The organism is Nitritalea sp., assembly GCF_054166705.1.
Genome location: NZ_JBSZCV010000009.1, coordinates 97,282 through 115,386, shown reverse-complemented (window position 1 = coordinate 115,386; position 18,105 = coordinate 97,282). Strand labels below are relative to the sequence as shown.

Here is an 18,105-nt window from a genome sequence, read left to right as displayed (position 1 = left end):
AAGACCTAACGCTAAACCCAAAATATCATGTCCGATATGCCTACTTTTTATTATGGCGAGACGCCCTTGACCGCCTCTTTGGCTTTGCGGCTGAGCCGCAAAACCATCCGCGGAGAAATTTCTGCCCAAAGCAGGGAAAAAATCCGTGCCAGCGCGCAGGAGGTTGCCAAAATCGTGGATCGCGCCGCACCTGTATACGGTATCAATACAGGCTTTGGCCCGCTCTGTACCCAGCATATTTCCGCCGACCAAGCGCGCAAGTTGCAAGAAAACCTCTTGAAGAGCCACGCGGTGGGGATGGGGCCCGCCATCGCAGAGGAAACGGCCCGCCTGATGTTGATTTTAAAGCTTCAAGCACTGGCAAAGGGCTACTCGGGTATTCAGGAAAGCACGCTGGACCGGATGCTTTGGCACCTGGAGCAAGGGCTTATTCCGGTGGTACCGCAGCAGGGGTCTGTGGGGGCCTCCGGGGATCTGGCGCCGCTAGCGCACCTTTTTTTGCCCCTCATCGGGGAAGGGCAGCTGTTGGTGAACGGGCGAATTCGGCCAGCTGCCGAGGTGCTGCAGGAAAGGGGAGTGGCGCCGCTGGTGCTCGGACCCAAGGAGGGGCTGGCGCTGATTAATGGCACCCAGTTTATCGCTGCCTACGCCGTTCAGGTCCTGGAGCGCATGCAAAAGCTGTTGGACTATGCCGACCTAATAGGAGCCATGATGTTGGAGGGACTCATGGGGGCGGTGACGCCCTTCCGACCCGAGCTGCATGCCCTCCGGCCTTTTAAGGGGTGCCAGCATGTGGCGCATCAGCTTTCCCAGTTTCTGGCCGACTCTGAAATCGTGGCTTCGCATCGGGACTGCGCCAGGGTGCAAGATCCCTATTCGCTGCGCTGCATGCCGCAGGTGCATGGAGCCTCGCGAAATGCGTGGTTGCATCTAAAGGAGCTTGTAGCGGTGGAGCTGAATGGGGTGACGGATAATCCCATCGTGCTATCCGCTGAAGAAGCGCTTAGTGGAGGCAATTTTCACGGGCAGCCGCTAGCCATGGCCCTGGACTATGCCTGTCTGGCTGCGGCCGAGCTGGGGAGTATTTCCGACCGCAGGATTTATTTGGCGCTTAGTGGGGACACGCCCGGTGTTCCCAAATTGCTCCTGAAAGAAACCGGCTTGAATTCCGGCTTTATGATCGTGCAGTACACGAGCGCCGCGCTGGTGAGCGAAAATAAGGGGCTTTGTTTTCCTGCATCGGCGGACAGCATTCCGACCTCTTTAGGGCAGGAAGACCATGTAAGCATGGGCAGCATCAGTGCGCGAAAGGCCCTGCAGGTTATTGAAAATGTGGAAAAAGTATTGGCGATCGAGCTGTTTTGTGCAGCGCAGGCCCTGGATTTTCATCAGCCGCTTCGGGCCGGTATGCCCATCGGTTTGGCGCATCAAGCCTTCCGCGAGCAGGTGCCCGGGATTCAGTCGGATCAGGTCTTGCACGGCTTTTTGGAGCAGTCATTGGATTTGCTGCGCAAAGGGCAGGTTTGGGCTCCCGTGGCGGCCTTTCTGAGGGAAGAGGCAGGGGAGAAGGCCAGCCCGTGGGCTGCGGAATTTGGGGATTATTAGCGGCATAAAAAGAAGTTTAAGGGACAGGCAGCGTAGCTGCGAAAGCGATTTAGGTGCAGTATTTGTGACTATAGTTTTTCGGAAAAAGACAGCTTGCCCATAAATTTTCCTGTATCTTAGACTGACCAGAACCCATAAAGCCCCTAGGCCCATGAAAAAAGACTTCTACAGCGGTAAATCCGTCCTCATCACCGGTGCCGCCTCTGGTATCGGGGCGCTGATGGCAGAAAAAGTAGCCCTACGCGGCGCACATCTCTTCTTACTCGACCGGGATGGAGAAGGGCTACAGGCGCTTTGCCGCAGGCTACCCCCAGGCACTCCCGTGCATAAAGCTGTCGTAGACCTCAGCGATGCCGAAGCGATCCGTAGCTATGCGGACACCCTGCGTGCGGAAGGGCATGCCCCCACGATCCTCCTGCATAATGCGGGCATCGTGGCGAAAGGCCAGTTTCATGAGCAGGAGGCGGCAGGTATGGAAAAGGTCTTGCAGGTGAATGCCCTGGCGCCCATCCTGCTGACACGCCATCTACTCCCTGTGCTGCAGGCCCGCCAGGAGGGAGCCATCGCCATCATCGCCAGCGCGGCCGGTCTGGTGGCCAATCCCGGTATGGCCGTCTATGCCGCCAGCAAGTGGGCCGCTGTGGGCTGGGCGGATAGCTTGCACCTCGAGCTGAAGCGTACCGGAAGCTCCATCTCCGTCACCACGGTCATGCCCTACTACATCAGCACGGGCATGTTCGCAGGCGTTCGCTCCCCGATCTTGCCGATTTTGAAACCGGAACGTGTGGCAGAGCGTATCCTTAAAGCAGTGGCGGGGCGCAAGCGCTACCTCAGCATGCCGCTCCCCATGCGGCTCATTCGAATCAGTCAGGGGCTTTTGCCGCTGGCCCTTTACGACTGGCTGATGGATAGCGTGCTCGGAATCTATAGCTCTATGGACCATTTTGTCGGTAGAGCGGAATCAAAAAAACCAGAACAACATGCAAACTGAAATACGGCAAACCCCGCTCGAGGCGATCGATGGGCTGATCGAGAAACAACGTACCTTTTTTAACTCCGGTGCTACGCGGCCCTTGGATTTCCGCATCGAGGCACTGACGCGCTTAAAAGACGCCATCACCAGCCATGAGGCCGACATCGTGGGGGCGCTGAAGGCTGACCTGGGCAAGTCCCATGAAGAGGCCTACCTCACCGAAATCGCCATCGTCCTTCAGGAAATCGATTATCACTTGAAGCATATCCGCAGCTGGGCAGCGCCCGAAAAAGTGGCTACCCCGCTGTACATGAAGCCCTCCAGCTCGAAAATCCGCAAGGAGCCCCTGGGCTGCACCCTGATTATTGCACCTTGGAACTACCCCTTTCAGCTGACGCTAAACCCGCTCGTGGGGGCTATTTCAGCAGGCAACTGTGCGCTACTGAAGCCCTCTGAGTTCACCCCAAACACCGCCGCTCTTCTGCAGCGCCTGGTAAAAGAATATTTTATTTCTGCCCATGTGGCTGTGGTCACAGGAGATCAGGAGGTAGGCGCACATGTTTTGCAACATAAATTCGACCTCATTTTCTTTACGGGAAGTACGAAGGTGGGAAAAATAGTGATGCGTGCGGCCGCTGAGCATTTGACGCCCGTTATTTTAGAGCTCGGCGGGAAAAGTCCCTGCATCGTGGATGCGGAGGCGAACCTGGACATTGCCGCCAAGCGGATCGCCTGGGGCAAAAGCCTGAACGCAGGTCAAACCTGCATAGCGCCGGATTATCTACTGGTACAAAGCCAGGTAAAAGAAGCTTTTTTAGCCAAGTTAGCGGCTGCGTTTAAGAAATTTTACGGAAAAGACCCTCAGCAGAGCCCCTATTATGGCCGTCTGGTGAGTGAAGCGGCCTTTGACCGCCTACATGCGCTGCTGGACGAAGGCCACATTTACTATGGGGGCCAAGTGGATCGGGAGGATCGGTACATCGCCCCCACGATCATCGATCAGGTGCCTGTGGAGGGAAAATTGATGGAGGCAGAACTTTTCGGCCCGCTTTTGCCTGTGCTGACGTTTGATGCTATCGAGGAAGCTCGGGAGTTGATAAATTCCCGTCCGCGGCCGCTGGCGCTCTATTATTTTGGCAAGGCGGAGGCAGGCGAGCAGCTTTTAAACCAGTGTATTTCTGGAGGGGCCTGTATAAACGACACGATCATGCATGTAGGCAATCATCACTTGCCTTTCGGTGGGGTGGGCGCGAGCGGGATGGGCCATTATCATGGCAAAAGCTCCTTCGATGCCTTTTCGCATCAGCGGGCAGTGGTCAGCACCCCGGCGGGCTTTGATTTGCCAGCTAAATATCCTCCCTATCGCTTTTTTGGTTTGATTAAGAAATTGCTTTAGTCGTGTTTTTTGGCCCCTGGCCAAAGGAAAGGAAACTGTCCGCGCAAAAATACGGCGAGGCCGAGGAGTGGGCCTATGCTCAGCCAGGTGAAGGCATAGGGCATGCCGATGCGTGAGATCAAGAATTCCATGACCTGTATGCTGCCGATGGTGAGCGCGAAGCCGAGGCAGTTGACGATGGTCAGGGCGGTGGCTTTTTGTGCTGCGGGCGCGGTGCCAGCCACGAGGGTGGAAAAAAGCGGGGAGTCGGCGATGACAAAGAAGCCCCAGCAGTGTAAAAAGGCGATGAAAAGCCAGCTGTTTCCTTGTAGAAAGAAGAAAGGGCTGCTGAGGCAGCAAAGCAGTGAGAGACTTAGGGCCCAGGCGGCAGGTGCTGCGGGGCCTTTTTTTAGGCTGATGAGTCCGAAAAGGATGCAGCCTGCCATGCCGATGGCGATGCAGCTGAAGGCCAGAAGGGAGAGGGGTAGTGTGGTGAGTTGATGCTGCAGGCTATAGGCGCTGAGCAGAAAGGGCACAAAAGCCCAGAAGGTATACAGCTCCCACATGTGGCCGAAATAACCGATGGCGGCGCTTCGAAATTTAGGGACACGAAAGACGTGCAAGAAGGCCCAGGGAGCGATTTTTTGTCCGGCTTTTCGGTGGGGGCCATCTTGTGTGCCTAGGCCCAGAGTAATGCCCCCGACCAGTGCAAGGAGTGAGGTGCTTAGGATGACCAGGCGCCAGTCCGTTTGGCCGAGGAAGGCTTGGCTGAAATGGGGAAAGGCGGTGCCTAGGACTAAGGCCCCTACGAGGAAGCCCAGGGCTTTACCCAGTCCTTCGGGATGATGGTCAGCAGCGATTTTCATGCCTACAGGGTAGATGCCTGCTAGCGCAAAGCCTGTGAGCAGCCGTAGCCCCAGCATGCCCCCATACTGTATAGGAGGAAGTAAGAGCGCGGCCGTGCTGCCGGCGGCTACCAGGGCAGCGGAGAGGAAGACATAGCGGGGACTGAAACGGTCAGCGACATTGAAAAGTGCAAAGGTAAATGTACCGAGGATAAAGCCCAGCTGCACGGCGCCAGTGAGGTGGGGCAAGGCATTTTCAGGCAAAAGGCCCGAGGCGATTAAGGTGGGCAGAACTGCATTGGCCGCAAACCACACCGAGGTGCATGCGAACTGAGAAAAGACGAGTAGGGCGATGAAACGATTCACAGAAAGGGGTGTTGAAAAGGCGAATATTCCTCATTTTTTTTCAAATCAAAAGGATTCTTATTTAAATGATGTATTTCAGGGGAATTGGACTACTATGGACCGCTATTCGACGGATATTGCCGTTTTGTCTTGCTTTTAGAAGGTTGCATTTTTTCGTTAATATTACATTATAGATAATTATGAGGTAGTTATTTTTAAAATCTATTAATAATATAGATTCTATTTAAAAAATCAATCTTCTCATTAATTAGAATTAATCTAAATACGCATATATTTGTCGTAAATCTTACCGTATGCGTCTATTATTTACGTGTTTTTGCTGTCTTTTTTTCGGGTTTACGCTGGATCTCGCTGCTTTTTCATGGGAAGTGAGGGGAAGGGTAGTGGATAAGCATAGCGGGAGCCCTTTGCCCTATGTCACCCTTTCGGTGGGATCGGGTGCTTACACACTAGCGGATGAAGAAGGAAGGTTTCGCATACGCCTGCAGCAGCGCCCGGCAGAATTGCGCCTAGTGGCGCGCCTGGTAGGTAAAAAGCCCGTGGAGGAGCGCTATGTCTTACAAGCTGATCAAGAGGTGCTGGAGGTGCTCATCCGGATGGAGGACAATGATCTTTTTATGCAGGAAGTGGTCGTAGCGGCCGAAAGGGATGATGAAAATGTGTCCGTTTCGGCTTTTAAAATCGATCGCTCCACTATCGAGCAGTCGCAGGCGAACAGTTTAAATGAGCTTTTGCAACTGATCCCTGGTCAGGAGATCCGGAATCCACAGCTGCAGGGGGCGCAGGCGATTAATTTCCGCTCGGCTTTAGCGGGTCAGCAGTCCTTAAATAATGCGTTTGGAATCGGGATTTTTATTAATGATAATCAGCTTGATAACAACAGTAACATGCAGGGCCTTAACCCGAGGACGGCGGGGACTTTTCGTTCCATGGGAGCGACCAATTTTGGTGGACGAAGTTTTGCATCGGGAGATGCGCCGGCAGGAGGGTTTGACTTGCGTCAAATTCCGGTGGGCAACATCGAAAAGGTAGAAATTATTCAAGGGGTGGCCTCTGCTGAGTATGGGGATATCGGAGCGGGTGCCATCATCATCGAAACCTCTGCGGGACAGTCGCCCCTGCGCTTCACCTATCGGCAGGCGGGGGGAGATCGTAATTTTCAGTTGGACAAAGGGTTTCAACTTCAGGAGCGGCATGCCTTACACGTATCTTTTGATTACCTGAACTCGAATCCGGACTTGCGCGATAATGTCAAGTCCTTTAATCGACTTACAGGAAATGCTATTTTGACTAGCTTCTTTGGGGCATCTAAGTCGATTAAAAATAACCTCAGTCTCAGTATGCATACCAATTTGGATGATTTTCGGATTGATCCGGATTTTGGTACTGAGCGTATCGTTTTTTATCAGAACCAAGGTCTTTCTTTAAGCAATCGTCTGCAGGTAAATAAGGCCACGGCTGTTTTTGACTCGTTTAAGTTCGTCGTTTCTTATAACCGATCGCGCAGCCTGTCGGTGCTGGATCAATTTGTGAATCCCGGTGTGTTACCGGTAACGGTGGCGATGGAGCCGGGCATTCATGTCGGCACTTTCCATCCCAGCTCCTACCGTGCACGGCGTGAAATCCATGGTTTACCTGTATCTAGTGGTATGCAGGCCAACTTTTACAAGAACTTTAGTACGGGTAAGATCAGTCATGAGTTGGCCTACGGTGCCAGTTATCGGTTTAACGGTAATTTTGGAGAGGGCAGACAATTTGATCCACTGCGCCCGATTCGTTTTGCGGGAGCTGCTACGAATGAGCGACCGCTCAGTTTCCGGGAGATTAATCCCGTGGTGCATCAGTGGGGTGCTTATGTGGAAAACCGTATGAGGGGAACACTCTTTGGGAAGGCGGCGAATTTATCGACAGGTTTGCGCGCGGACAGACAATTCGGGCTCACGAGTTTTTCTCCTCGCATCAATGCCTCCTACGCACTTAGCGATAAGGTTCGCGTGACGGGGGCTTTTGGGGAGGCGGTCAAGGCACCGGGTTTGATTCATCTGTTTCCAGGGCCGCAGTTTGAAGATTTTACCTTGCTCAACTTCTTTACCGGCAGGGAGACTGAGAGTTTATTTTTAGCTTTTACCCATGTAATTCCGAATGATCCGTCTGGTTTGCGCAGCATGCGCACCAGCACCCGGGAGCTTGGCCTCCATATAAAGGGAGACTGGGTGACGGTAGGGCTAACGGGCTTTTACAACAGTACGCGTAATGGATTTAGCATCAACAGTGACCCTGTTCGGCTGGATCTGCCCCGCTTTGAGGTGATCGCACGTCCGGAGGGGCAGCAGCCGATTTTCCGACAGACGGGGGAGACAATGCCCGTGGTGGTGACGGAGCGTTCTATTCTAAATACCTCCTCGAATACGAATACAGGGTTAGAGGCTACGCTAAGTACGAAACGCATTCCAGCGATCAATACCAGCTTTAGCCTGAACCTGTCGTATTACCGCTCCAGCTTTTTAGATACGCGCGAGCGGGTGCAGCAGGTGCGTAACTTTCAGCCTGCTCAGGAGATTTGGTATGGCATCTATGGGAGCCAGGCTTCGGAGGCAGGGCGCTCGCTGGCCTTGCTGACGGCGTCGCATCATGTGCCGCGACTCGGACTGGTACTGACGCTTCGCCATCAGCTTTTTATTACCAATTACACACGCTCCTTTGATCGTTCGAATAGGCCTATCGGCTTTTTGGATAACAATTTAGAGCGCTTTTCGCTGACCGAGGAGGAGTTTTTAAATGATCCGCGTTTCCGAATCCTGGATCAGACTGCTGTGGAAGGCAACTTCGTCCGTCGGCCTGATTTTGTGTATATGAATTTTCATTTGAACCTGTCGAAGAACCTCGGGAAGCATGTACGCTTCAGCTTCTTTGCGAATAATTTCTTGAATATACGTCCCGAGGATGTGAACCCTCAAGGCGACGTCGTGGGTGTTCTAAATGAGGAGCCCTATTTCGGTCTAGAGTTAAATTTTAAATATTAATACGATGCAGATGTTTAGAAAGTGGGCCTTTTTTATGGTCGTAGTGCTCGCCATGGTGGCGTGCGAAAATAGAGAAGATGGACCTCGGGTAGCACCGGTGGATGTTTCGGTCCAGGTGATTTTTGATGATCAGTTTGATCGAGCAGGGGCAGCGAACACCGAGGTTACTCTACGCAATGTAACCTCTCAGCAGACTTTCGAGGGCACCACTGATGCAAGTGGAGCGCTTGTCTTGGAAAATATTCCGAGTGGGACATACGACATAGCCGCTCGTCGGGTGTTTACGCGTGAGAGTTTTGCCACGTTCAGTGGCCTCCAAGTAAATGAAGAGGAAGTGGCCTTTAATGCCTCCCGTTCGGCAGTGGCGATCAGTTCCCTAAATGCGCAGGTGGAGCTGATGCTGCGCTCCGGGCCAGTGGGCGATCTTCTAATCAAGCAAATTTATTTTGCTGGTTCTGATCGTGTAGAGGGTGCTCTTTTCCGTGATCAGTTCGTGGAGCTGTATAATAATTCGAACGACACCATTTTTATGGATGGCTGGTACATCATGGGGGCATTAGGAAGGGCAGCGACGACAGTGCAGTCTTTTACGCAGCCGGATGGGCAGTGGGACTGGCAGCAGTCCATCGGTATGCCCGGTAATGTGCGTGCGAATGAAGACTTTCTGTATGGCAAGTGGATTTATCAGTTTCCAGGCACGGGCCAGCAGTACCCTGTAGCACCGGGGAAGTCCATCGTGCTCGCACAAACGGCCATCAACCATCAGTCTCCTTTCGTCGGCAATGATGGCGAGGCGGTTACGGTCATTCGTCCTGAGCTGACGGTAGATCTGAGCGGAGCCGATTTTGAGGTGTTTTTAGGGGAAGAGTTTCCCAATCCTTTGGCTTCGGACATCGATAACCCTGCTGTGCCGAACATGAAAAATATCTTTATTTTCGGGCGTGATTTTATTTTAGATAACCCCGGCAGAGAGGCTGTGGCGATTTTTAAAAGTGATACGCCCGTGCGTGATTTCCCGCAGTATCCTACGCCGAATGTTTCTGAAATTCGTGATAACACCAATCTATATTACCAGATCCCGGTTTCCTTGATTGTGGATGCCGTAGAATGTCAGCCCAGCCCGACGAATCAGGTGCCGATGAAACTACCGAACCTTTTGGATGCAGGCTACACCTTCGTTCCGGCGGGAAGCTTCTCCTCCCAGTCTGTAGTACGCAAGACGGCCAGAACCTTCGGAGATCGGGTGATCCTTCAGGATACCAATAATTCCGAAGAGGATTTCACCTTTTTCCCGATCGCTTCACCGCGAACATTTGCTGGAAATTAAGCGCACCGCCTATGTCTTTTCGCATCCTTACCTTACTCTTTAGCATCGTCTTAATTTCCCAAATGGAGCATTCTGTCCTTTTCGCGCAGACCACACCTGTTTTGGATTTTTTAGACGAGGAGCAGCGATTACGCTGGTTCGAGGCCATCAAGCAGCCCTTACGGGCACAGGCTATGGAGCAAGAGATAGGCTTTTCCGGTGCCTGGGCGGGTGAAAAGCGCGCCCCCCTTAGTCCTTCACAGGTACCTGAGCGCAGTCATGGGTATGGCTTCTTTTCTTATGGCAACCGCCAGGTGGGAGGGCTGCGTATGGAAGGTCAGTTTCGTTATGAAAAGCAGCAATTTGATTCCTTAGGCTGGCAGCAGGTACGGGAGCTCGGCCCTAACCCCTATTATTTCGCGAATATTCGTCGGGGCAACTGGAACAATGATCGTTTCTCCGCAGATTTAAATGTGAACCGATCGCTCTGGAAGGACAAAATCCGTCTGGGGGTGGGGGCAGACTATGCTTTGGCGCAGCATAACAGAAGCAACGACCCTCGCCCACGGATTTCTCACTATTACCTGCAGCTAAAAGCCCAGCTCGGCTGGCAGCTGCATGAAAATTGGTTGTTGGCCGCTCATGGTGGCAGCTTTTCTTCCACTGAAATAGGGCAGGTGACGAACTATAATGCTTCGAACGATAGTTTCGGGCGTCTCGACTATAATTTGTACACCATGATGGGGCTGGGTTCGTTTAACCTGCTGCGTCGTCCGAGGTATGAGTTGAGCGGTGCTGGTCATCAGTATGGTGGAGCGCTCTACCATCGGGGAGCCCGCTGGTCATTCCAAAACGAATTTACCTATCGCATTTCTGACGAGCGTTTTCTGCGTAGGGGTTCTGCTTCGGGGCAGGTAGATGAACAAGTTATAGGCGATTTTAATTTGATCAGTAAGGAAAATCGGCTGGCCTTCACCTATCAGGGTGCGGAACAGACCTCCTGGTCCGGGCTTCTGGTTCTTCGACAGGAGGATGGGAGAGATTTTAATCATTTATTTGCGGGCTTCAACTACCTATTTTCCGAGGAGCTGCTTGATTTTCAACTTTTCCACCGGCGTGGTGCTTGGCTGATGGGCTTGCATATGTCGGCACGCCGGCAGGAGCGGGAGGATTTTAATGCCAGCCATGCGCAGGAATTTCAGCAAGTAGTAGCCGGCATTTCCATGGCCTACCGCGTGCCCATTGTCGGAGGCTGGGTACTTCTTCCGGATGCTGCTGTCCACCGGGTGTTCCATGCGCGTGGAAATTTGGCAGTTCCCGAGTTTCAGCGTAATATCGTGACCCGAGAGGTCGTCGCTCCGATGTTAGCTTGGGAAAGTCGTACGTTTACACGGGTGTCTTTGCGCCTTCAGGCGAAAAAGGCATACGAGAAGTTCGCACTAGCGCCCTTCCTATCGCTGGAGCGGGAGGGGGCTAGACTCGGTGCGGTGAGTGGTTTTCAAGAAGCGGCTTCGCTGCGGATCGTTCAGGCTCAACTAGGTATTCATTTCATTCATTAAGTACTATGCAACAGTCCATTTTACGTTATGTGGCCCTATGGGGGACGCTGCTGCTGTTAGGTTTTAGTCTTCAACAAGACCCTGTGGATTTTGCCCAATTACGGGCTTGGTACAGCCAGCCGAGTAGTGCTTGGCCTGCCCCCCACCTTTTAGAGGGGGGTACTTTTCGGGAGTTAGAGGCACTGCCCGAAAATCCCTTTCGGCAGGATGCTGGGAATGAGGCACTGATTACGCTGGGCAAGCATCTTTTTTTTGATCCTCGATTGTCGGCTTCGAATCAGATTTCCTGTGCCTCCTGTCATGATCCGGAGCTCAGTTGGAGTAATGGGCGTTCTTTAGGGATTGGACATGATCATCAGCAGGGGCAGCGAAACACCCCGAGTATTCAAAACATATGGGAGCAGGAGATTTTCTTTTGGGATGGTCGGGTGGAGGGCCTGGAGGCCCAAAGTCTCATGCCGATAGCGGATCACACGGAGATGAACCAAGAGTTGGAGCTACTTCCGGAAAAATTAGGAAACATCGCAGGCTATGCGCCTTTGTTTTCGGCTGCTTTCGGTTCGGATAGGATAACTCCCGAGCGTATCGGGGAGGCGCTGGCCATGTTTCAGCGCAGCATCACAGGGCGCCGTAGTGATTTTGATTATTTTATGGCCGGCAGGCAGGAGCGCATGTCGGATGAGGCGCTGTGGGGCTTACATCTTTTTCGAACCAAGGCTCACTGCATCAACTGCCATAATGGTCCTTTTTTCACGGATCAAAAATTTCATAACTTGGGATTGCATTTTTATGGGCGAACGCATCAGGATTTAGGACGCTACGAGATTACAGGAAATCCTGCCGATGTGGGGGCTTTCAAGACCCCTTCGCTGCGAGATGTGGCTTTTACGGCACCCTACATGCATAATGGCTTGTTTCCACACTTGGAGGGGGTGATTAACATGTATGATGCTGGGATGGCGCGGCCAAAGCCTCGGCCTGAGTTTGCAGAGGATCCTTTGTTCCCGGAAACATCCGAGCTGCTGGTCAAGCTATCTTTAACGGCAGCCGAGAAACAGGCGCTAGAAGCCTTCTTAAAGAGTATATCAGCGCCACCTTTTCGAATGGCGCGGCCACAATTGGTAGAATAGCATGTAGTCCTTTCTTTGTAGGTTGGTCTTCAGAAAAAGCGTCTTGTTTAGGGCGCTTTTTCTGCTTCCAAGGCGGCAGCGAGCTCCCCGAGGTTTTCCAGTAGGAAGTCAGGACTGTGGTGTAGGGGAAAGAAGGCGACTCCTTCGCGGAGAAGGTAGGCGGTTTTCCAACCGACGGAGCGAGCGCCTTCCAGGTCCCAGCTATGGGTAGAGATGAGGACACTCTCTTCGGGCAATTTTTTTGCTGCTCGCAGCGCCCCTGTATACACCTCTGCATGCGGTTTATAGCGTCTAAAGCGTTCAGCACTGATGATATGGTCGAAAAAAGAGGCGATATCTGCCTGTTGGAGCAGTTTCACTAGTCCTGTCTCTTCGCTATTACTGAGTGCTATTAAGGTGTAGTTGGCCGCTTTTAAGCTTTCCAGGCTGTCTGTGACGTCAGCGTGGGCGCGGCAGATGCGGAAGCTGTCCATAATTTCCAGCAGCTCCAGTTCCCCCAGTCCGCGGTCTTCCTGTGTGTTCATGGCGCGCAGGGCGGCTAAGCCCAGAGAAGAAAAGTCATGGCCGTGCCCTAGGGCGCTTTGGACCAGGCTCTGGTGCAGCAGAGAGGTGAACCACTGGCTGTAGGCTCCCTCCCGGCCGAAGGCCAAATTCAGGGAAAGGCGTACAGGGCTGAGGTCAATCAGCGTTTCGTTTACGTCGAATACAAGCGTTTTAAGCATAGTGGAAAGTGTGTATGCAGGTACTAACGTTCGAGTCGCCGAAAGGGTTATTTTGTCTATCCGATTCCGAGCAGAAGACTGGCCATATACAGGAGGTATAGGAACAGGAGAAAGCCTCCTTCTACGCGATCGATTTGGCGCCCAGCGCCGCGGAAAATCAGGACAAAAAGGAGGGCTGCAGCCGACAGGTGCACATAGATGTCGGTAAGCGCGGTGACAGGGATAGGGCGGATGGTGGCGGAAACGCCGAGGACGAGAAAGCCATTAAAAATATTCGAGCCCACGATATTTCCGATGGCGATATCGGCTTGTTTTTTACGTACAGCCACGATGCCGGTGACAAGTTCAGGCAGGGAGGTGCCTACCGAGACGATGGTTAGGCCAATTAGGCGCTCGGACATGCCTAAAAGGCTGGCGATGGCGGTGGCATTTTCAACCAACAGATGTCCTCCATACAGGAGCAAGGTCAGTCCGGCAGGAAGCCATAGCCAGGCATAAGGGAGGAGTGCTGCGCTAGGGTCTGTAGCGCTGTCCTTACTTTTCAGCGCTACAGCGATGCTATAAGCGAAAAAGACAAGGAAAAAAAGGAGTAGCATCCAGCCTTCACTGGCCTGAATGGTATCAGTGTTCGCCTGATCGAAAAACCGATCATGGCTCGCAAAGAAGATGGCAAGGGCGGCGAGCAGCCCGAGAGGCACTTCGATCCAAGTGGTGGTGCGCTGCACGCTTAAGGGGTAAATGAGTGCGCAGGTGCCGCCGATAACGAGTATGTTGAAAATGTTACTTCCCAGAACATTTCCCATCACCATCTCGGAGGAACCTTGATAGGAAGAAAGGATATTGATGACCAGCTCAGGAGCGGAAGTTCCGAAAGCGACGATGGTTAGGCCGATGATTAAGGGGGAGACACCTAGTTTACCTGCTATAGAGGAGGCGGAGGCTACTAATTTATCTGCGCCAAAAAGCAGGAGAGCGAAGCCAACAAGTAAAAGCAAAAGATGCAGCAGCATGGAGAAGAAATTTTACGAATGTAGTAGAATTCTGAACGAAAAAATAGCGGCAGAAATTTAGATATAAAAAAAACCTCCGAAGGGAGGTTGACTGTTGACCCACTAGGGCTCGAACCTAGACTCTTCTGAACCAAAATCAGACGTGTTGCCAGTTACACCATGGGTCATGATAAAACCGAAAATGTTGACCCACTAGGGCTCGAACCTAGACTCTTCTGAACCAAAATCAGACGTGTTGCCAGTTACACCATGGGTCAATATAGGATAGAAAGCGCTTTTACTTTCCGTAATTGTGGTACAAAAGTAGGGTTATGGCTTTAAATATCCAAGAGTGGGGTCTAAAAAAAAGAGTGTTTTTGCTTAAGCGCTTTATATTCAGTTAAAAAAAAACGGATGTAGGAGGAAGGGTTCATTTTTTGATTTCAACAGGCGTCAGCGCATTAGCGCTAGCTATCAGGTATAGCTATAAGGATGATTCCTTTTTTTCTGATCTGGGGCTTATGCTAAGGGCAGAAAGGGCGTAGGTGAACTGGTTCGTTGTTATTTAGGGTTTAAAAAATAGGTGATTTATTTGCGATTTATGAAAAAATAGCGCACATTAGTCATGGGTTTGTTTAAAAAATTGATGTTTTGATTAAAATCATGAAAGCTATGAAAGAAGAAAAAATGGAAAAAACGGTCTTGCAAACGTTAGAAAAGCTGGAAAAGCTTGGTTTAGGTGAAACCTTACCGGCAGAGCTAGCTTGGTGCTGGAACAGTTTTATAGCGGATAAAAATCCTGTGGGTCTACTGGAAAAGAGTCAGCAGGCCTATGCCTTGCTTTGCGAAAAGAAGGCTGCACAGCCGCGGACGGTGTCACAGAAATTACTCGATGATTTAGAGAAGGTAACGCAAGCTTTCTAGAAATGGAGATGTGGCTAAGCAACTGCTCTGCACGCGGATAAGTGTGCTAATAGCACAATGACTAGCAAAGAAGGAGAGGAGCTTAAGCAGCTAGTAGGTAAAGCAGCATGCCATAAGGTAAAAGCAAAAAAAGGGGCGAAAGCCCCTTTTTATGTGTGTGGTAGTGATGCTTATTCAGCTACTACAACGAATTTCACTTTCGTTTTCACTTCTCTGTGAAGATCTACATCCGCTTCGAACTCACCTGCAGTGCCTACTGGAGTGGTGATTTCGATTTTCTTTCTGTCGATCTCGATTCCCTGAGCGGCTAAAGCATCAGAAATCTGAAGTGTCGTTACTTTACCGAAAATTTTACCAGAATCACCGATTTTCGCTTTGATTTCTAGGGTGATGCCCTGTAATTTCTCAGCTAGGTTAGCAGCTTCTGTTTTGATTTTCTCTGCTTTATGCGCTGCCTGCTTGATGTTTTCAGCAAGCGCCTTCTTGTTAGATGCCGTCGCTAATACCGCGAAGCCCTGAGGAATCAGGTAGTTTCTTCCATAACCTGGTTTAACGTTTACCAAGTCATTTTTGTAACCCAACCCCTTAATATCTGTTCTTAAGATTACTTCCATTGTTGTGTTAATTTTTAACTATTAAAGAGAATCCTTGGCCTATTTTAAACCATCGGTTACGAACGGTAGGAGCGCTAAAATTCTAGCCTTCTTGATCGCATTAGCTACTTTTCTCTGATATTTAGCTGAGTTTCCGGTTAATCTTCTCGGAAGAATTTTACCCTGCTCGTTAACAAACTTCAATAAGAAGTTAGGATCTTTATAATCGATATACTTAATACCGTGACGCTTGAAGCGGCAGTATTTTTTTCTATTCTCTACACGGTTGATTGGTTCGTTTCTTAATGTCATGATGCTTGCTCCTCCTTAGCTTCTTTTTTGTTAAATTCGCCTTTTCTTCTTCTCTCCGCATACGCTAATGCATGCTTGTCGAGAACAGTTGTTAGGAAGCGCATCACCGTTTCATCACGTCTCAGCTCAACTTCGAACCTCTTGATTAAATCAGGAAGTGCCTTAAATTCTACCATTACATAGAATCCTGTGGTTTTCTTCTGAATCGGATAGGCTAATTTCTTCAGCCCCCAGTTCTCCACATTGACAATTTCTGCCCCCTCTTCTTTTAACAAGTTCACGAACTTGTCTACGGTATCCTTCATCTGAACATCAGACAAAACGGGAGTTAAAATGAATACCGTCTCGTAGTTTCTTTGGAACATAATAATAAATTGTTTTTTAAACAGTCCGCAAAAGTAGTTAAAAAAAGCGTCAAGTCCAAGACCTGACGCTTTCCTATGCCTTCATTTCGAATGGAAATGTTTATTTGACTTCAAATTTTCCTGTTCCGATCAAGTAACCATTTGCATAAATGCGTACCGTATGCTCTCCTGTATCGTATTTGGTCTCCTTATCGTAAAAGTTTTCCAAGGCCTGCTGTGTGTTATCGAACATAATCGCCTGACTCATGGTATAAAATTCCTCACGGCCATCGATCATAAAAGTGCCAGACCCTTTCGCGATATCAAAGATGGGCTGGCTATTCGGGGCTAAAATCTGGATAAAAATATCACGTGGTCCATGGGGCGCCACAGGATTATCGGCCAGATTAAAGCTAATTTTTAGGGTTTCCAGCTGCCGATTGCGGAAGCCATCCGTGCGTTCACGCCCTCTTCTATTAACAGCAGCGATCTCGATATTCTCTGCTTTCAGACGTGCTGCCATGTCTACTTTCTTTTCCAACTCTTCTCGCCGCTGATCCAGCTCCACGACGCGCTCCTCGATGCGCGCTTGGTTGGTTTTCAGGTCTTGGTTTTCTGCGAAGAGTTGCTGGTTTTCATTGCGCAAAGCGATGATCTCATCATCTTTTTCATCTAAAAGAGCTATATAGGACTTCAGACGCTGATTTAAGCGCTCTATTTCCTGTGCCGAACGACGTTTCTCTGAATTACGCTCATTAATTAGCTGCGTACGAATCTCCTCTAGGGCAGCCACATCACCCCCCAGTCGCTCGATTTCCTGGATCCGGAGATCGAGCTGATAGGTGACAGAGTCCAAGCGCTGATTGATCTCGTTATTTTCTTCCGAAAGCACGAGGATCTCCTGTGTTTTCTTATTTTTGTCTTGGTGGTCGAGAAAAAGTTTTATACCACTAATCAGCACTAAGATAGCCAAGGCGATGATCAAGATGTTCTTATTCCGATCGGATCGGGCCGGCGGCGGTGTAGGATTTGTCTGCATAAGCTCTGTACTGTTACGTTAATCGCTCGTTTTTCTATGGAAACAAAATTAAATGAAAATTACTGGACTTCCCGCTATTTGACTAAAAATACGGGCTGGGACCTGGGTCAAGTCTCTCCACCGCTTAAGCAATATTTAGACCAAATAACAGACAGGTCGCTAAAAATCTTAATTCCTGGTGCTGGTAATGCCTATGAAGCAGCATATGCCTTTCAGGTGGGCTTCCAAAACATCCACGTCTTAGATCTTTCCGATGCGCCTCTTGCTGATTTTCAGGCGCGCAATCCACACTTTCCTAGTGAGCAGCTGCATCAGCAGGATTTTTTTGCCCATCAGGGCCAGTATGACTTGATATTAGAACAGACCTTTTTCTGTGCCTTGCAGCCAGCATTGCGGCCAGCATATGTGCGGCAGATGGCAACGTTGTTAGCCCCGGGGGGCAAATTAGTTGGCGTACTCTTTAACCGATACTTCGAAAAGGAAGGACCGCCTTTCGGAGGAGAGGCGCAAGCATATGAAGGGCTATTTGCACCGCATTTTGAGCGTTTCGTGCAGGAGCCTTGCCACAATTCCATTGGCCCACGGGCCGGAAATGAACTGTTTTTCCGCGCTTATAAGTCAAAAATGTAATGCCCCGCACTAAAGGCGCTGCCGACGAGGAGCAAGCCTTCCCCACGAATCTCGAGTGCCAGCAGGGGCTGCTTGCTTAGGTGTTGCCACTGCTGAAAACGCCTGGGCTGCCGGTATAAGCCCTTGACAAGCCAGAGGCTGCCGGTGACCGATGGGGGTAGCTGGGGGGGGATGTCCTTCTGTTCGGAAAGGATGTGGAGCGGATAGGCGGGAAGCAAAGTTTCACATACCTGCTCTAGCGAGAGCTGAGGCGCCTGCTCTAATGCATCGTAGAGCTGCAGCAACAAAGGAGACTGCAAGGAATGACGGCCCTCTGCTCGCCACCAGCGCCGCCAGTGCATGCGGAAACCGAAACCTATGGGGGGCATTT

At 50.8% G+C, this 18,105-nt stretch carries 17 protein-coding genes and 2 tRNA genes; 9 read left to right on the top strand and 10 right to left on the bottom strand.

All coding sequences use genetic code 11. From position 1 onward, the window contains the following. Window positions 1-27 precede the first annotated feature (27 nt). From hutH to ACXIT9_RS08230, 3 genes are all read left to right on the top strand, one after another. A complete protein-coding gene (hutH, locus tag ACXIT9_RS08240) occupies window positions 28-1,605 on the top strand; it encodes a histidine ammonia-lyase (RefSeq protein WP_458055755.1) in 1,578 nt (525 codons plus the stop codon). A 151-nt stretch (window positions 1,606-1,756) separates the two neighbouring features. Then, a complete protein-coding gene (locus ACXIT9_RS08235; RefSeq protein ID WP_458055754.1) occupies window positions 1,757-2,596 on the top strand; it encodes an SDR family NAD(P)-dependent oxidoreductase in 840 nt (279 codons plus the stop codon). Beyond that, window positions 2,586-3,974, top strand: coding sequence for an aldehyde dehydrogenase (locus ACXIT9_RS08230; protein ID WP_458055753.1), 1,389 nt, complete (start codon window positions 2,586-2,588; stop codon window positions 3,972-3,974). Before ACXIT9_RS08235 ends, ACXIT9_RS08230 begins: the two co-directional genes overlap by 11 nt. On the opposite strand, the gene ACXIT9_RS08225 is transcribed toward ACXIT9_RS08230, so the two are convergent. Next, window positions 3,971-5,164, bottom strand: a complete 1,194-nt coding sequence (locus ACXIT9_RS08225) for an MFS transporter (RefSeq protein ID WP_458055752.1) — start codon at window positions 5,162-5,164, stop codon at window positions 3,971-3,973. The genes ACXIT9_RS08230 and ACXIT9_RS08225 overlap by 4 nt on opposite strands. A gap of 293 nt (window positions 5,165-5,457) precedes the next feature. Between ACXIT9_RS08225 and ACXIT9_RS08220 the strand changes: the two genes are divergently transcribed. Genes ACXIT9_RS08220 through ACXIT9_RS08205 form a run of 4 tightly spaced genes read left to right on the top strand, consistent with a single transcriptional unit; the run spans window position 5,458 to window position 12,182 of the window. Beyond that, window positions 5,458-8,187, top strand: coding sequence for a TonB-dependent receptor (locus ACXIT9_RS08220; protein ID WP_458055751.1), 2,730 nt, complete (start codon window positions 5,458-5,460; stop codon window positions 8,185-8,187). Between the two features lie 4 nt (window positions 8,188-8,191). Further along, window positions 8,192-9,514 carry a DUF4876 domain-containing protein gene (locus tag ACXIT9_RS08215; protein ID WP_458055750.1) on the top strand — a complete coding sequence of 441 codons (1,323 nt, stop codon included), beginning with the start codon at window positions 8,192-8,194 and terminating at the stop codon, window positions 9,512-9,514. 11 nt (window positions 9,515-9,525) lie between these two features. Continuing rightward, window positions 9,526-11,052, top strand: a complete 1,527-nt coding sequence (locus ACXIT9_RS08210) for a DUF6850 family outer membrane beta-barrel protein (RefSeq protein ID WP_458055749.1) — start codon at window positions 9,526-9,528, stop codon at window positions 11,050-11,052. Between the two features lie 5 nt (window positions 11,053-11,057). Then, window positions 11,058-12,182 carry a cytochrome-c peroxidase gene (locus ACXIT9_RS08205; RefSeq protein ID WP_458055748.1) on the top strand — a complete coding sequence of 375 codons (1,125 nt, stop codon included), beginning with the start codon at window positions 11,058-11,060 and terminating at the stop codon, window positions 12,180-12,182. Between the two features lie 47 nt (window positions 12,183-12,229). On the opposite strand, the gene ACXIT9_RS08200 is transcribed toward ACXIT9_RS08205, so the two are convergent. From ACXIT9_RS08200 to ACXIT9_RS08185, 4 genes are all read right to left on the bottom strand, one after another. Beyond that, entirely contained in the window at window positions 12,230-12,904 is a 675-nt protein-coding gene (locus ACXIT9_RS08200; protein WP_458055747.1) for a haloacid dehalogenase type II, read from the bottom strand. Between the two features lie 56 nt (window positions 12,905-12,960). After that, window positions 12,961-13,914, bottom strand: a complete 954-nt coding sequence (locus ACXIT9_RS08195) for a calcium/sodium antiporter (protein WP_458055746.1) — start codon at window positions 13,912-13,914, stop codon at window positions 12,961-12,963. 94 nt (window positions 13,915-14,008) lie between these two features. Next, window positions 14,009-14,081, bottom strand: a tRNA-Gln gene (locus ACXIT9_RS08190). Window positions 14,082-14,098: 17 nt separating this feature from the next. Further along, window positions 14,099-14,171: transfer RNA gene (locus tag ACXIT9_RS08185), tRNA-Gln, on the bottom strand. 394 nt (window positions 14,172-14,565) lie between these two features. On the opposite strand from ACXIT9_RS08185, the gene ACXIT9_RS08180 reads away from it, so the two are divergent. Further along, window positions 14,566-14,817, top strand: a complete 252-nt coding sequence (locus ACXIT9_RS08180; RefSeq protein WP_458055745.1) for a hypothetical protein — start codon at window positions 14,566-14,568, stop codon at window positions 14,815-14,817. A 170-nt stretch (window positions 14,818-14,987) separates the two neighbouring features. Here the strand turns inward: ACXIT9_RS08180 and rplI are convergent, their stop codons facing one another. From rplI to ACXIT9_RS08160, 4 genes are all read right to left on the bottom strand, one after another. Next, window positions 14,988-15,431, bottom strand: coding sequence for a 50S ribosomal protein L9 (rplI, locus tag ACXIT9_RS08175; protein ID WP_458055744.1), 444 nt, complete (start codon window positions 15,429-15,431; stop codon window positions 14,988-14,990). A 39-nt stretch (window positions 15,432-15,470) separates the two neighbouring features. Further along, window positions 15,471-15,722 carry a 30S ribosomal protein S18 gene (rpsR, locus tag ACXIT9_RS08170; protein WP_009057281.1) on the bottom strand — a complete coding sequence of 84 codons (252 nt, stop codon included), beginning with the start codon at window positions 15,720-15,722 and terminating at the stop codon, window positions 15,471-15,473. Beyond that, on the bottom strand, window positions 15,719-16,087 hold the full coding sequence (gene rpsF, locus ACXIT9_RS08165) for a 30S ribosomal protein S6 (protein WP_040671124.1): 369 nt from the start codon (window positions 16,085-16,087) through the stop codon (window positions 15,719-15,721). The genes rpsR and rpsF overlap by 4 nt, the downstream gene beginning before the upstream one ends. 100 nt (window positions 16,088-16,187) lie before the next feature. Continuing rightward, window positions 16,188-17,105: a hypothetical protein gene (locus tag ACXIT9_RS08160; RefSeq protein ID WP_458055743.1), complete on the bottom strand. Its 918-nt coding sequence runs from the start codon at window positions 17,103-17,105 to the stop codon at window positions 16,188-16,190. A 36-nt stretch (window positions 17,106-17,141) separates the two neighbouring features. Between ACXIT9_RS08160 and ACXIT9_RS08155 the strand changes: the two genes are divergently transcribed. Next, the gene (locus ACXIT9_RS08155) at window positions 17,142-17,735 is read left to right on the top strand and encodes a methyltransferase domain-containing protein (RefSeq protein ID WP_458055742.1); all 594 of its coding nucleotides are present in this window, start codon (window positions 17,142-17,144) and stop codon (window positions 17,733-17,735) included. Here the strand turns inward: ACXIT9_RS08155 and ACXIT9_RS08150 are convergent. Beyond that, the gene (locus ACXIT9_RS08150) at window positions 17,717-18,103 is read right to left on the bottom strand and encodes a hypothetical protein (protein WP_458055741.1); all 387 of its coding nucleotides are present in this window, start codon (window positions 18,101-18,103) and stop codon (window positions 17,717-17,719) included. The two genes, ACXIT9_RS08155 and ACXIT9_RS08150, sit on opposite strands and share 19 nt — an antisense overlap. Between the last annotated feature and the right edge of the window lie 2 nt (window positions 18,104-18,105).